General features: G+C 40.2%; 16 protein-coding genes. 12 read left to right on the forward strand and 4 right to left on the reverse strand.

What is annotated here, in order from left to right; all coding sequences use genetic code 11:
* Positions 1–35 precede the first annotated feature (35 nt).
* The 5 genes from ACFSJE_RS12900 (at position 36) to hemW (ending at position 4,565) form a co-directional block, all read left to right on the forward strand.
* Complete coding sequence (locus tag ACFSJE_RS12900) at positions 36–398, forward strand: BlaI/MecI/CopY family transcriptional regulator (RefSeq protein WP_379831381.1); 363 nt, start codon at positions 36–38, stop codon at positions 396–398.
* Positions 395–2,065 carry a TonB family protein gene (locus tag ACFSJE_RS12905; RefSeq protein ID WP_379831382.1) on the forward strand — a complete coding sequence of 557 codons (1,671 nt, stop codon included), beginning with the start codon at positions 395–397 and terminating at the stop codon, positions 2,063–2,065. The genes ACFSJE_RS12900 and ACFSJE_RS12905 overlap by 4 nt, the downstream gene beginning before the upstream one ends.
* 218 nt (positions 2,066–2,283) lie before the next feature.
* The gene (locus ACFSJE_RS12910; protein ID WP_379831383.1) at positions 2,284–2,760 is read left to right on the forward strand and encodes a hypothetical protein; all 477 of its coding nucleotides are present in this window, start codon (positions 2,284–2,286) and stop codon (positions 2,758–2,760) included.
* A 4-nt stretch (positions 2,761–2,764) separates the two neighbouring features.
* On the forward strand, positions 2,765–3,316 hold the full coding sequence (gene ruvC / locus ACFSJE_RS12915) for a crossover junction endodeoxyribonuclease RuvC (RefSeq protein ID WP_379831384.1): 552 nt from the start codon (positions 2,765–2,767) through the stop codon (positions 3,314–3,316).
* 121 nt (positions 3,317–3,437) lie between these two features.
* Positions 3,438–4,565, forward strand: a complete 1,128-nt coding sequence (gene hemW / locus ACFSJE_RS12920; RefSeq protein ID WP_379831385.1) for a radical SAM family heme chaperone HemW — start codon at positions 3,438–3,440, stop codon at positions 4,563–4,565.
* Positions 4,566–4,762: 197 nt separating this feature from the next.
* Here the strand turns inward: hemW and ACFSJE_RS12925 are convergent, their stop codons facing one another.
* Positions 4,763–5,791: a PKD domain-containing protein gene (locus ACFSJE_RS12925; protein ID WP_379831386.1), complete on the reverse strand. Its 1,029-nt coding sequence runs from the start codon at positions 5,789–5,791 to the stop codon at positions 4,763–4,765.
* Positions 5,792–6,036: 245 nt separating this feature from the next.
* On the opposite strand from ACFSJE_RS12925, the gene ACFSJE_RS12930 reads away from it, so the two are divergent.
* Genes ACFSJE_RS12930 through ACFSJE_RS12955 form a run of 6 tightly spaced genes read left to right on the forward strand, consistent with a single transcriptional unit; the run spans position 6,037 to position 10,301 of the window.
* On the forward strand, positions 6,037–6,789 hold the full coding sequence (locus ACFSJE_RS12930) for a cyclase family protein (protein ID WP_379831387.1): 753 nt from the start codon (positions 6,037–6,039) through the stop codon (positions 6,787–6,789).
* Positions 6,786–7,142, forward strand: coding sequence for a DUF4260 domain-containing protein (locus tag ACFSJE_RS12935; protein ID WP_379831388.1), 357 nt, complete (start codon positions 6,786–6,788; stop codon positions 7,140–7,142). Before ACFSJE_RS12930 ends, ACFSJE_RS12935 begins: the two co-directional genes overlap by 4 nt.
* Positions 7,135–7,758, forward strand: coding sequence for a DUF4230 domain-containing protein (locus tag ACFSJE_RS12940; RefSeq protein ID WP_379831389.1), 624 nt, complete (start codon positions 7,135–7,137; stop codon positions 7,756–7,758). Before ACFSJE_RS12935 ends, ACFSJE_RS12940 begins: the two co-directional genes overlap by 8 nt.
* Positions 7,759–7,764: 6 nt before the next feature.
* Positions 7,765–8,163, forward strand: coding sequence for a Dabb family protein (locus tag ACFSJE_RS12945; RefSeq protein WP_379831390.1), 399 nt, complete (start codon positions 7,765–7,767; stop codon positions 8,161–8,163).
* A 2-nt stretch (positions 8,164–8,165) separates the two neighbouring features.
* Entirely contained in the window at positions 8,166–8,531 is a 366-nt protein-coding gene (locus ACFSJE_RS12950; RefSeq protein WP_379831391.1) for an MmcQ/YjbR family DNA-binding protein, read from the forward strand.
* Positions 8,532–10,301, forward strand: a complete 1,770-nt coding sequence (locus ACFSJE_RS12955) for a MutS-related protein (RefSeq protein WP_379831392.1) — start codon at positions 8,532–8,534, stop codon at positions 10,299–10,301.
* 64 nt (positions 10,302–10,365) lie between these two features.
* Here the strand turns inward: ACFSJE_RS12955 and ACFSJE_RS12960 are convergent, their stop codons facing one another.
* The 3 genes from ACFSJE_RS12960 to ACFSJE_RS12970 all read right to left on the reverse strand — a co-directional run bounded on the left by ACFSJE_RS12960 (position 10,366) and on the right by ACFSJE_RS12970 (position 13,281).
* A complete protein-coding gene (locus tag ACFSJE_RS12960; RefSeq protein ID WP_379831393.1) occupies positions 10,366–11,025 on the reverse strand; it encodes a DUF2306 domain-containing protein in 660 nt (219 codons plus the stop codon).
* Between the two features lie 18 nt (positions 11,026–11,043).
* Positions 11,044–12,024, reverse strand: a complete 981-nt coding sequence (locus tag ACFSJE_RS12965) for a YARHG domain-containing protein (protein WP_379831394.1) — start codon at positions 12,022–12,024, stop codon at positions 11,044–11,046.
* A 156-nt stretch (positions 12,025–12,180) separates the two neighbouring features.
* Complete coding sequence (locus tag ACFSJE_RS12970) at positions 12,181–13,281, reverse strand: DUF4407 domain-containing protein (RefSeq protein ID WP_379831395.1); 1,101 nt, start codon at positions 13,279–13,281, stop codon at positions 12,181–12,183.
* Positions 13,282–13,479: 198 nt separating this feature from the next.
* On the opposite strand from ACFSJE_RS12970, the gene ACFSJE_RS12975 reads away from it, so the two are divergent.
* Positions 13,480–14,682 (forward strand): NAD(P)/FAD-dependent oxidoreductase, encoded by a 1,203-nt coding sequence (locus ACFSJE_RS12975; RefSeq protein ID WP_379831396.1) that lies wholly within the window; start codon positions 13,480–13,482, stop codon positions 14,680–14,682.
* Positions 14,683–14,781: the final 99 nt, after the last annotated feature.

Below are 14,781 nucleotides of genomic sequence, written 5' to 3' on the forward strand. Positions count from 1 at the left end.
ATTTGTTTCATGTTGAACTAAAAAATTAGTTGAAAATGAAACAGCTCACCAAAGCAGAAGAGGAGGTAATGCAGCTTCTTTGGCAATTGAAAAAGGCCAATGTAGCGGCCATTCTGGAGGAATTACCAGAACCGAAACCGGCCTATAACACCGTTTCCACTATTGTGCGAATATTGGAAGACAAAGGATTTGTCTCCCATGAAAAAGTGGGCAAGGGGCATGTGTATTTTCCTTTGATGAAAAAAGAAGAGTACAGCAACCAAAGGTTGAACACTTTGGTCGATGGGTATTTTCAAGGATCCTTCTCCAGTATGGTCTCTTTTTTTATGAAGAAGAACGACATCAGCCTAAAGGAACTTGAGGACATCATGAAAAACATTAAAGACAAGGAGCAATGATTACCTATATACTCGAAAGTTTGGCGTTTCAACTGGTCTTTTTGCTGACCTATGACCTTTTTCTAAAGAAAGAAACCTTTTTCAATTGGAACCGAGCCTATTTGCTGGGCACTTTCGTACTCTCCCTTATATTACCATGGGTGAAGATTCAGGCACTCCAGACCACTATGCCACAGGAGTTTGAAACCACAACAGTATTTCTCACACAATTGAACGGGGTAGTGCTGGGTCCTGGTGCAGAGAAAACCAGTTTCTTGGCCAGTATTCCATGGCCCTATTGGGTATTGGGCGTCGGGAGCCTGTTGGCCGCAGGTTTGTTCACCTACAAATTGATTCAAATAGGGAGACTCCGGAAAAAGAGTTCAATCCAACACTACACGGATTTCACAAAAGTCACTGTACCAAAGAGTACCACGGCTTTCTCCTTTTTCAGAAATGTATTCTTGGGTGAAGAGATTAAGAAGGATCGGGAATCAAACATTTTGGCCCATGAACTGGTGCACGTGAAACAGCTGCACTCGTTGGACCTAGTCTTTTTTGAGCTGGCCCGAATCCTTTTCTGGTTCAACCCCTTGGTGTATGTCTACCAGAACAGGGTTGCGGAACTGCATGAATTCATCGCAGATGCCCAAGCGGTAAAGCAAGACAAAGCTGCCCATTTTGAAATGCTGTTGTCCGAAGCGTTCAACACACAGAACATAAGTTTTGTAAATCAATTTTTCAATAGATCATTAATCAAAAAACGAATCGTCATGTTACAAAAGCAAAAATCAAAATCCATCTGGCAACTAAAATACATACTGTTATTGCCCTTAGTGTTGACCATACTGGTCTACAATTCTTGTGAAACGGAAAAGGATGCTAATTCGGAAACTACAGGGGCAGTCCCGTTGGATGAGGTGGTCATTGTGGGGTTCGAAATAGATGATGTCAAGACTTTCACTTTAAATGTTACGGATTTGGACGCCTTGACCGAACAAGAGGAGAGCTACCAAAGTGAACTCTTGGACCGAATGGTCAAGAATGATGAAACAGGAGCTGTCAATATTGTGGATAAATCTGGGCGAACTATTAAAATTGGGGTCAAGGATGGGAAAATCTTCAACATGAGTGTGAATAAGCAAACACAATCTTCATTAACAAGTGTGCCATTTAATCACATCGAAGAAGTTCCCGTTTTTCCGGGCTGTGAAGATGCGGAGGATAAAAAAGCATGTTTTCAAGAAAAAATGCAGCGACATATCCGAAAACATTTTATGTATCCCGAAGAAGCAGCGCAATTTGGTATTCAGGGTAGGGTAAATGTAATTTTTGATATTGCATCGGATGGATATATCAAAAACATTCGTATGCGCGGCCCTCATGAACTTTTGGAAAATGAAGCCTTAAGAATGATTGAGAAATTACCCAAAATGCAGCCAGGCAAACAAGATGGCAAAGCGGTAGATGTGCCTTTTTCCATTCCTATCACATTCAGGATACCCAGCACAACTTCATCAGAAAAAAAACCTGAGGTTAAAGGAAATATGCAAGTAACTGGAAGCCTGTCAAGGGAGAATAACACTACATTATATCAAGGTAAGGTAACTGATGAAAACGCTTTGGGGATTCCCGGAGTCACTATTTCAGTGAAAGGCACAGAAAGGGGGGGTAGTTTCGGACTTTGACGGCAACTTTGTCATCGCCAGCAACGAGGGAGAGGTTTTAAAATTTCAATATATCGGATTGCCCACAAAAGAGATGGTTGTCTCTAGATGACCACGGTATAAAACTTATTAGTTGTAATAGTTGTAAGCTGGAGAGACCTGGAACCATTTCAGGTCTCTCCGCATTTTACGGTTCTTCGGTAAAAAATTGTAATTTCAGCCAAATTCTCGGGGCTGTTATGCGGAAGTACATGTTGTTATCCTTTTTTGGCTTGCTGGTTTCCTGCGAACTTTTTATGTCTCAGGAAGATAAGACCCAAAAATTGGTCAATGAGGAACTGTTGGCCATCGATTGGAACGACGTGGACCAATACCCTCATTTTGACGGCTGCGATGAGACGGCAACCAAACAGGCCCAGCGCGAGTGTTTTCAAAGTGTGATGCTGGATTCGTTTTCCAATGCGTTGGACAGCTTGGAATTTCAAGTAAATCATGATTTAAACGATACGGTGTACATCGATTTTGTGATTGATGAGCATGGGTTTATTTCGGTATTGAATGTGGAGGAAAAAACATCCGTCCTGAATGAAATTACAGACTTCAATACCAAGGTATCAGAGCTCCTCAACGACCTCACCACCGTAGCTCCCGCGATAAAACGCGGGAATCCGGTAAGCCTCCGGTTCCGTTTACCACTCGTACTAAACACCCATTAGCGATTTGGCAACAGAGAAAATCATTTTAGGGATTGACCCGGGAACCACCGTTATGGGTTTTGGCATCATCAAGGTGGTCGGTAAACAGATGCACTTTGTGCAAATGAATGAGTTGATGCTCAAAAAATACGACGACCCCTACACCAAACTCAAACTCATTTTTGAGCGCACCGTGGAATTGATTGACACCTACCACCCCGATGAAATTGCCATTGAAGCCCCTTTTTACGGAAAAAATGTCCAGTCCATGCTAAAATTGGGTCGGGCGCAGGGAGTGGCCATGGCTGCGGGCTTATCACGCCAAGTTCCCATTACGGAGTACATGCCGAAGAAAATTAAGATGGCAATCACTGGAAACGGAAATGCCAGCAAAGAACAGGTGGCCAAAATGCTGCAAAGTTTACTCAAGCTGAAGACTCTCCCCAAAAATCTGGACAGCACAGACGGACTTGCCGCTGCTGTTTGCCATTTTTACAATGATGGAAAGGTGGAAGTGGGCAAAAGTTACACGGGGTGGGAAGCTTTTGTGAAGCAGAATCCAGATAAAATCAAGTGACAAATTACAGTTTACCGAACCCAACACCCAAATTCCAAATTCCAAAATCATGCTCTCAATTCTCAAAACCACAAAAGGGACAAATGATTATTGTACATTGCTTATTGCTAATTGTTAGTTGATGTCAGGAGTTTATATTCATGTGCCATTTTGCAAGCAAGCTTGCCATTATTGCGATTTTCATTTCTCCACCCAATTGGGAAAAAAGGAAGCCATGGTGGAAGCGCTTATCAAAGAAATGGAGCTGCGCAAGGAGGAACTGCCCAATGAGGATGTGGAAACCATTTATTTTGGGGGAGGAACACCTTCGGTACTTTCCAATGATGAAATTGAGCGGTTGATTCAAACGGTGTATGACAATTACAACGTAATTGACCAGCCCGAAATCACGCTGGAAGCCAACCCAGATGATTTATCCAAAAATCGAATCCTCCAACTGTCTAAAACTCCGATTAATCGACTCAGCATTGGCATCCAATCCTTTTTTGAGGAAGATTTAAAGTTGATGAACCGCGCCCACGATGCGCAAGAAGCCGAAAACTGTATTCGGGAAGCCACAAAGTATTTCGACAATATTTCCATCGATTTGATTTACGGCGTCCCTGGAATGACTAACGACCGTTGGAAAACCAACATCCAAAAAGCACTGCATTTTGGATTGCCCCATATCTCCAGCTACGCGTTGACGGTGGAGCCCAGAACCGCCCTTAAAAAGTTTATCGAAAAAGGCATCGTCCCCGATGTGGATGAAGAGCAGGCGCAGGAACAGTTCCATATACTGGTGGATATCTTGGAAGCAAACGGATTCGTGAATTATGAGATTTCCAATTTTGGAAAACCGGGTTACTTCTCCAAAAACAATACGTCGTATTGGTTAGGGAAAACCTATTTGGGTATTGGTCCATCTGCCCATTCCTTTGATGGGCAACACCGAAGCTGGAACATTCGGAACAATGTCAACTACATCAAATCCATAGAAGCGGGGGAGCTGCCCAACGAAACCGAAACCTTGACCCAAACGGACCGTTACAACGAGTATGTCATGACCGGACTCCGAACCATTTGGGGTGTTTCTTTGGAAAAAATTGAAAAAGAATTTGGCCTGAAATACTTGGAATACCTAAACCAACAATCCCATAAATTTTTGGAACAGGGGTTACTCGTTCTAGAAAAGGACATACTGCTCACCACCAAAAAAGGTAAGTTTTTGGCAGATGGGATTGCCAGTGACTTGTTTTTCTTGAGGTAATGCTGAGGGATTCAGTCCAAAAATTTGGGAGGTTGCACTTATCGTTTAGTGTATGAGTAGTAGCGGATTTCTACTCATAAATCTTTCAACTTTTTACCGACCTTTGTTTTATTGTTTATACTTTCGTTTTATAACTTAAACCGCTATTAATTATACACATTGTTAAGTGTAGTTTTCGATGATAAATGCATGTATCTCTAGAAAAGCTTGTCTATTTTAAACTCCGCTATTTTAAGCCTATTTGGGTACCAGCAATCAGTCTCGGCAAATTCAGCATGGGCTACAAAACTAATAGAATCTTCTGGCAATGAAGTTTCAACTATTTCAATATCGGAAGTGACATTTTCTCCATTACTACAAGCAAAGATAATTGGAGTGTTTTCATTAATCTTAAAATAAACTATGAGTTCATTTTCAAAATAGTAATTTTCAAAAATAGGTATAAAATTTTCGTCCCACCAATCGTTCTCTTCTGGATTTAATTTGATTCGTATTTCATGGTTCTTATAACGCAGCATAAAATTTGTTCTATAAATATTTGTAAAAAAAAAATGATGGAAATATGGCTTATACATCCTTTCACCAATATTTAAAGTTAATCTATATGTAGAGTTACTGAATAAATTAATATTTGACAAACTCTTTTTGACCAACCGAAACTCTTTGTCTGTTCCTGAAAATATTTCCATAAATCCATTTCCTAAATCAAAATTGCCATATTGATGTTCATTTATACCACTACAATCTTCTAATATATTGTCTGAGCCTTCAAAAAACTCCCATTCTTCTCCTGAATCAAAATTGTCAATCAATAAATTCTCAGTGCTGAATATTTTCCCACATAATCCAGAAACATCAAAAGTATGAAGGCTACTTGCATTATTATTGTTTGAATCAGTTATGGTAAGTTCTATTTCATATGTTCCAACATATGGTGGAACAACCCTTAAATTATTACTATTTTGCCCAATAAAATATTTCTCGTATTCTTCAATGGTAATTATATCTAAATTTGGAGCATTTACCAAAGTCCATTGATAGTTTTGAATATCTCCTTCTGAGTCTGTAGCATCCAAAACAATTGACTCAAAAAGGTCAATGGAACTTTCAGAACGAATAATTGCTTTTAGGTTAATAGATTCAGAATCGTCTGAACAGCTATAAATCAGGCAGATAAAAAAATACAAAAAGGTAGCTTTGATTATTTTTGGATATTTAAAAATCATAAATCTTTATTAATAATTACACTTAACTATTAAGCTAAACGTCGTTTTAATGACGCTTTAGCGACAGATAAGTGAAGTTAGTTTTTTTTAGACAAAAATTCAACGTTGCACGAGACCGATGCCCTTTCCTGATTTACGAATTACGATTTCCAATTGACCAAAATCTTTCCGAGTTTCACTCAAGCCAACATTTTATTGCATTTATCAAATGATTTGACTTAATTACTGTTTTAAGTAACGTTTGAATGATAGCCACCCTAAAACACAACTCCAGAAACTATACCATCGATTTGTCCAAACCCCTTGATATTTCCATTCCCCTAAAAGATGGCGATGGAGGCGTCAATGCTTGGTATTTGGGTCCACCTAAAATTGAACCCCATGCGGAGGATGGCTTTATTGGAAAAGTGACGGAAGGAGCTTCCACCAATTTCAATGATATTTGGTTCAATCCGCATAGCCATGTTACCCATACGGAGTGTCTGGGTCATATTACAGAAACGTTTCATTCCGTCAATAAAAAATTAAAGCGGTTTTTCTTTTTGGCGGAGGTCATTACCGTGGCCCCAGAACAAGAAGGTGAAGACTTTGTCATTTCCGAAAAGCAGCTCAAATACGCCTTGGGCAACAAAAAAAGAGAGGCGGTGGTCATTCGCACCTTACCTAACCTCAGGGATAAACGCTCCCGAAAATATTCAGATACCAACCCACCCTATTTAATGGAAAAGGCGGCCCAATTTCTGGTAAAAAAGGGAGTGAACCACTTGCTGATAGACCTACCTTCGGTGGACAAAGAGCGGGATGCCGGAGCATTGCTGTCCCACAAGGCATTTTGGAACATCCAAGGAAAACCTCGGGAAAGGGCGACCATTACCGAATTCATTTATGTACCCAACAAAGTGGTGGATGGTACGTATTTTTTGGATCTTCAAGTCGCACCCATTGAAAATGATGCCAGTCCCAGTCGCCCAGTTTTATATAAAATTCTCGAGAAATGAAAACAGTCTTAAAGCTTGAAGAATGGATGATGTTCGGTTTGGGCATCTATCTGTTCAGTCTGTTGGATTATGCCTGGTGGTGGTTTTTAGTATTGATCCTTACACCGGACATTGGGATGTTGGGCTACCTTTTCGATAACAAAATCGGAGCCATTTCGTACAATATATTCCACCATAAAGGCTTGGCCCTACTCATTTATGGCATGGGTATCTACTTTTCAATACCTTTATGCCAACTCATTGGGATTGTCCTGTTTTCGCACTCGGCAATGGATAGAGCAATGGGTTACGGACTAAAATATGACAAAGGATTCAAGTTTACCCACTTGGGTGAAATAGGAAATAATGGGTGAAGTAGTAGATACCATTCTCGGCTTAATCTTGGGCGCAATATTGATGTATTGGGTATACTCCCTGTTCCGAAAAAGGAAAAACAAGGAAATCACCGAGCAGCAATCCACGGTACTACTGGATAAGATTCGAAGTGTCTGCAAGTTGGTTTCTGTGGAAGGTGATTTTGCTGAAATCTATCATTACGAGAACACCAAGGACAGTTTTATGAGCCTGTTCCGAAGCAAGAAAAAAGCACTCATTGTAGTGAAGGCCAAGGCGCATATCGGGTATGATTTGGCCAAGTTGGATTTATCGGCAGACACGCCTCAAAAAAGGATTGTATTGCGTAATTTTCCAGAGCCGGAGGTGTTGTCCATTGAGCCCGATTTGCAGTTTTATGATATCAAAAATGGGTTGTTCAACAGTTTTTCACCCAACGACCTCACCAAATTGAATCAGGAGGCCAAGGAGCATATCAAACTTAAAATTCCAGAAAGCGGACTGATGGAAACGGCCCGAAAGGAAGCTTTACAGGCGGTTTTGGTGGTAGAGAAAATTGTGGAGACCATTGGTTGGACGTTGGATTATTCCGCGCTGGAAATTTCAAACAGGGAAAAACAATTTTTAGAACAATAAACAAACATGAAAACAAGAATTATCATACTATTTTTGGTGGGAATAGTTTCCTCCAGCTGTGTACAAATCAAAAACGACATGAAGACTAATTTTGACGACGCATTTGCGCATACCGTTTATTTCTGGTTCAAAAATCCAGATAACGCCGACGATAGGGCCAAGTTTGAAGCTTCCTTGCGAAAGTTTCTGGACAATTCACAATATGCCAAGACCCAATATATTGGAAAACCACCCAAAGCGGTCCGGGATGTGGTGGATGATTCCTTCACCTATGCACTTATCGTGTCATTTGAGTCCGCTGAAGACCAAGCCGCCTACCAAACAGAACCGCCACACCTTGTTTTTATTGAGGAATGTAAAGATCTTTGGGAAAAGGTGATTGTGTACGATTCACAAGGTATCTAATCATGAACGTCGAGGAGCTTCGCGAGTATTGCCTCACGAAAAATGGGGTGACCGAGGAGTTTCCGTTTGATTCGGAGACTTTGGTCTACAAAGTCATGGGGAAAATGTTCGCTTTGGTGCCTTTGGAACGGCTTCCGTCACAATGCAATTTGAAATGCGACCCGGAACGGGCCATCGAACTCAGGGAAGAATACGATGGGGCAATTACCCCCGGATATCACATGAGCAAAACCCATTGGAATACCTTGTTTTTGGAAAACCTTCCCGCCAAATTGATTTTGGAACTGGTGGACCATTCGTATGAACTCGTAGTGGCTGGACTTACCAAAAAATTGCAGCAAGAATTGCAAAATTTAGCCGGAAAATAGATGTTAGATTTACAGGGCTTTTACACATCCCAAAGGGATAAAAATGCGCAAGAACTTGAGCAAGTTAAACGGAAATTGGCATTGTTGGCCACACTGCGTTTTTCGGTTTTTGCGGCTTCGGCGCTAGGAGTTTACTTCCTATGGGGCACGACTGCGGTTTATGTGTTGTTTCCGTTGGCGATAGCATTGTTTTTGTATTTGGTGTTGCGCTTTTTCAAGGTAAAGCGACACAAACAATATTTGGGAAGGCTCATTGAAATCAATACCACCGAACTGGAAATTTTGGCGCGTCGGTATCACCATTTGCCAGATGGAAAGGAATTTTTGCAACCCGATCATCCCTACGCGCAAGATTTGGATGTGTTTGGGCGGGGTTCCTTTTATCAGTATGCCAACCGAACCACTTTGGTGCAGGGTAGGAGGGTGTTTTCGAGCTTATTGTTGGATGGTTATCCGAAGGACATCGCCAAAAAGCAGGAAGCCATTCAAGAATTGGCGCGATTACCGGAGTGGCGACAACGGTTTTCGGCATTGGCCGGGGAAACCAAACCTAGAGTTTCGCCCGATTTGGTCTCCAACTGGATGAAAAATCACAAATCGTTCACGCCAAACTGGGTGGGCGTAGTGACACCCATTTTTGCATTGCTTTCCATTTTGTTGATTTTTTTGACCGTTTCTGGTTTGGTGCCTGAAAGTTTGGTAGTACTCTGGTTCTTTTTTGGGATTGGAATTGTAGGTCGTTTTTCCAAGAGTATTCTCAAGTTTGCCGTTCAAGTGTCCGAAGCTCAAGAAACCATCCAACAACACCAACGATTGATTTCTGAATTGGAAGGTCAAAATTTCAAATCGGAACTCTTGCAGGATCTTCAAAAGAAGTTGGACATCAAAGGTGAAAAGACCTCTAAAATACTGAAAAATTTCAGCCGAAGGTTGGACAATTTCGAGCAGCAAAACAATCTTTTGGTCTTGTTCTTCGGACAAGGGTTTTTGCTGTGGAGTTTGTATTTCGCGCACAGTGTGGAAGTGTGGATTGAAATCTATGGTGAAGAAGTAGAGGAATGGTTTTCGGCCATTGCCCAGTTTGATGCTTACATCACGTTGGGAACCTATGCCTTTAACCATCCTGATCATACCTATCCAAACTTGGTTCAGAGTGATGTCGTTTTGAGCGGAAAGGAAGTCGGCCACCCCTTGGTTTATCCCAAAAAGAATATTTTAAACGATTTTGAGATAGGAAAAGGTCGCTTTTGTATCGTTACCGGAGCTAATATGGCTGGAAAGAGCACTTTTTTGCGTGCCATTGGCCTTCAGATTGTGATGGCGAATATGGGATTGCCCGTAAAAGGAAAAGAAGTCAACTATGCCCCTGTTCGTTTGCTCACGAGCATGCGTTCTTCAGATTCACTGGCCGATGAGACCTCCTATTTTTATGCCGAACTCAAACGCCTAAAATACATTGTGGAAGAATTGGAAAAGGGCGATGGTTTTGTGATTTTGGATGAAATCCTAAAAGGCACCAACAGTGTGGACAAGGCTGAAGGCTCTAAAAAGTTTATTGAGCGCTTGGTGAAAAATGGGTCCACTGGCATGGTGGCCACGCACGATTTAAGTCTGTGCGTGCTCGCCGATGAACTTCCCGAGGTGGAAAACCACTATTTTGATGCCCAGATCATCAATGGAGAGCTGTTCTTTGATTATAAGTTCAAAGAAGGGGTTTGCCAGAATATGAACGCTTCTTTTCTTTTAAAAAATATGGGGATAGTGGACTAGAGTCCCTTCATTGGCATATTTAAGAATAGGGTTGAAATTGGCCTAAAAGGATTAGTTCTTTGACTCAGTTCTCTGTTTTAACCAGTTTTTTATCCTCATTCAAGATAATTAGTTCAGCAATTAAAAGGTTGACTAGCCAACCTCCCCATGCCACTATTTTGTAAATGTCCATAGGTGGTAGGGCAATGGTGCTTGCAATTACCCACTTAAATAATCTTAAACTTAAAGCAGATAATGTTAGTGCATAGCTTCTATAAATAAATTTGGAATGTAATTTCCATTCTTTCTTTCTAGCGTTACGATAAGCTTGTATTGTAAAATATACCCATAACAGGGATAGCAAGCAAAATGAAATTTGAGAATAGATTCCCCCATTAGCATGTATACCCATTACAAACCCTGAAGGGCCTGCAAATAAAACAATTAAACCTATATATAATTTTCCAGAAGCTTGGTGAAATTTCGGGTATTTTTTGCGAAGCCTTTTTGAAAACTGAAAAAAGCCCAATAGCAAAGTGAAAATGGCTGTGTAGACATGGGTAAAAAAAGATATTTGGTAGTAAGGTATTGATATTTCATCTTGTTTTATCGCTAAAAAAGCAACATCAAATCTTACGGGAATATATTGTATCGAAATCAAAACCATCAAATAGCTAAGATAAACTAGACCACAATAACTAATGATTTTTAAAATTCTAATAGCATTTATTTTAGAAATAGTCAAAACCTGTTTGCTTAAGATTTATCCTCTGCCAAAATAATCGTAATATTCCTTGGCATTTTTTTCATATTTTAAGAGAAGTTGAATGTTTTTCTTTTCTATTTCGGTAAATTCTTGCTTAATGTCGGCATGAACTGGTATGTACCAATCTTGTTCATCAAAAAATACACGTAAAGGTCTGTTTTTGAATGAATAACCATGTCTTGCGTAAATTGTATTTCTTATTACTACCAAATCGCTATTCGTAAGATTTTCAATGACTTCCTTGGTAAGTAAGGTATTTGAGGCGTTTATTTCAAATATCTTTTCTGTAGATGAAGCATACTCCCTTTGTATCCATTCGTAAATTTCTTCATCAGGAGTTCCTTCATCAACTACTTCATATTGAGTCCCATGGTCAATAAATTTATTCCAGTCTCCATAGCGGCCCCTTCTGATCAACATTATGTTTGGGTCATATTTAAAAGTTTTTTTACTAAGACTATATTCGCGCTTTGGAATATCAATTTTCTTATAAGCCTCCCATTCGCCGATAAGTTTATCTTTTGTTATTTTAAAAGTAAATTGACCATCGTATTGGTCATCTCCTGGTTCCTTTACTATATACTCCTTTGCGTTGTTCTTGATAATAGATTTACCATAAAAAGGTCTGTGATTTCCTGCAACCACACTATGTCCAATTAGAGAATCACCGATAATCTTGTCAATTGAAATACTTATTTTATTTCTTCTGCTCCAATAAAGCCCCTCATCAGCATTAATGGTTTTGTCTTGCAAGTTGATTTCACTGTGCGGGTCAAAAAATCCTACCCAATAGTTGTTATGTGAGTTTTTAGTAGGCTCAACAACAACGGTGGTATTTAAATTTTGATTATTTCTTTGGCTTTCTTCAGAAATAATTGTCTTAGTACCTTCCTCAATGTCAACTTTTGCATTTTCATTTTTAATGGCGGAATTACATCCTACAAGAAAAATAATTATTAAAATTCCTTTATACTTCATTTTTTTAAATTGGTTTCTAAGTAAAGCCAAACATCGTTTTAATGATTTTTAGCAAACGATATCTACAGGAATGAAGTTCAGGAAAACCCACTCAATATTAAATACCCAATTGATGGATTTGGGTTTTGGATTGACAAATACGGTAAGAATCAAATATTACAAGCCTTTCACTTGCACATTATGAAAAGAATCGGCTTGTAAGCGGAGCAATTCTTCTGCCTTTTCCTTTTTGTAACGATAGAGTTCTTCCTCGTTCTTGATGTCGGAATAAATCTGTTGATTGATTTCCCCATCAGTTGCCATCAACAATTTGCGTTGTGCTACTTTTTGGGTTACCCATGTAGCGACCACACTTTCCTGCTCTTCAAATTTGTAATCGTATTCCCCTTTTGGAGCCAATAACTTGGCAATAATAGGAGCAGTTTCAATCGCCAAGAACAACAAAAAGATAAAGAACGAAGGAAACCAAGGCAGTTTACCCAACGCATTGATTCTTGCCATGAGCCCATCAAAACCATCAATAATCGGCTGGGAATTGGTAACGGCGGTATTGTAATCGGTTTCCAAAGCAGCAATCAGGGCTTCAAGTCCCTCAATTTTGGCTGCGTTGGTTTCTTTTAGGGTGTTCAGTTCTGCCAAGTAAGCATCGTGTTTTTCGCGTTTTTCTTTATACACGGGTCCTTTGCCCAGCAGGCCAGTTCCAGCAGTTCCTTCGGCTTCGGAAATATAGGTGTCGTACAACGCATTGGTCTCGGCTTCTTTGGTTGTTATCTCATTTTTTAGGGTGGCAATATCTTGGTTGAGACTTTCAATCTTTGGGGTGTATTGCAAGGCCAATTGCTCTTTGTTGGTCAAGGTCATGGCATTTTTTTCTTCCAGCAACACCTGATTGATTTCCTTTTCAAAAATCTTCATTTCCAACGGTTTGGAAATCACAACGGCAATGATGATAGCCAATACGATTCGTGGGGCAGCCTGCAGCAATTCGCCTTTAAAATTGTCTCGTTTTTTAATCGTGGATACGATGTATCGGTCTAAATTAAAAATCAATAATCCCCAGATAAGTCCAAAAAAGATGGCGGTGAAAATGTTGTCAAAAACGGTATACAAAGCATAGCCGCTAGCAATAAAAGCCATTACGGCTGTAAAGAAAACCGTAGCGCCGATACCGCCGTATTTATTGCGCTCCCCGTTGGAACAAGTTTCCAAAATGTGGGTGTCAGCCCCCGAACAGAAGATGAAAAATCGTTGTAGCATTATAGTGTTCTGATTTGATTGATAGATTATAAGAACGCGATTTTGGAGATTTTGTTACATCCTAGTCCCCTCAATCATTGGTTTTCCCTCATTTTTAGGGAATGTTTAACGCTAATGCTACGTCTTGATTCTATGTGACTTAGGTTACTGTTTTTGGTTAATACATGGCGTAATTTCACACTAGTAAATTCAAAGGCCATGACAACAACAGTAGTAATTGGTGGAAATTTCGCAGGAATGACCGCCGCTTTGGAAATTAAACGAAAAGGGAAAAAAGAACATAAGGTGATTGTCATCGATAAATCTCCTTTGTTTCTATTTGTTCCCTCATTGATATGGGTGCCCTTTGGTAGAAGGGAGATTAAAGATATTTCTTTTAGAAAAGACACTATTTTGGAAAAGAAAGGGGTCGATTTTATCCAAGCTGTGGCTTTACGGGTTGATCCCAATGAACAAATGGTGTATACCACTAAAGGAAATTTTGCCTATGACCATTTGGTCGTCGCCACAGGGCCCAAGGTAAAATATGATGTGGCTCCCGGCGTTGCCGAATTTGCCCACTATATCGGTACGCCAAACGGTGCCATGAAAACCAGAAAGGCTCTGGAAGAATTCAAGAAAAATCCGGGTCCCATTGTGATTGGTGCCACCCAAAATGCAGGGTGTATGGGCGCCGCTTATGAATTCCTTTTCAACGTGGAAAAATGGTTGAGGGAGCAAAAAATCAGGAAGAAAGTCGATTTGCATTGGATCACTCCCGAAACTTTCTTGGGTCACTTTGGAATTGATGGCATCACCGGAGGTGAGACCATGCTCAAATCCTTTATGAAAATGTTCAATATTCACTATCATACTGAGGTTGGTGTGAAAGAAGTGACAAAAGATAAGGTCATCTTGACTTCAGGCGAAGAATTAGCAAGCGATTTCACCATGTTGATGCCTCCATTTGTAGGTGTGGACTTTGTGGTGAACTCTGCTGACCTTATGGCAACTCCAGCTGGGTATTTGCCCGTTGGAGATGATTATAGACACGTAAAATATCCCAATGTTTGGTCTGCAGGTATTGCGGTGGATGTAAAATTGCCTTTCAAACCCGGAAAAGTGCCATTTTCTGGCCCCAAAACTGGGTATCCATCTGATGAGACCGGCAAAATTGTTGCAGAAAATATTGTACGGGTCACTAGCGGAAAAGACAAACTAAAAAAGAAATCATGGGGAAAAATTCCTGGTATCTGTGTGATGGATGCCGGTAAAAAAGAGGTGATCATTGTTAGCGACCACTTGTTTAAACCCAGGAACTTTGCAATTATGATTCCCAATGTGTTTTACGATTTTTCAAAAGTGCTATTTGAAAAATACTTCCTTTGGAAGACTAGACATGGGTATTCACAATTGCCTTGAGGCTTGTTGTGGCTTTGAAGAAATCCACTCGCGAAGGTGAGTGGATTTTTTCTTTCCAAACGTTTTATAAATTGAAAACCCTAAGTTTGCATCGCTTTA

The organism is Flagellimonas iocasae (genome assembly GCF_042682725.1).
Lineage (GTDB): Bacteria > Bacteroidota > Bacteroidia > Flavobacteriales > Flavobacteriaceae > Flagellimonas > Flagellimonas iocasae.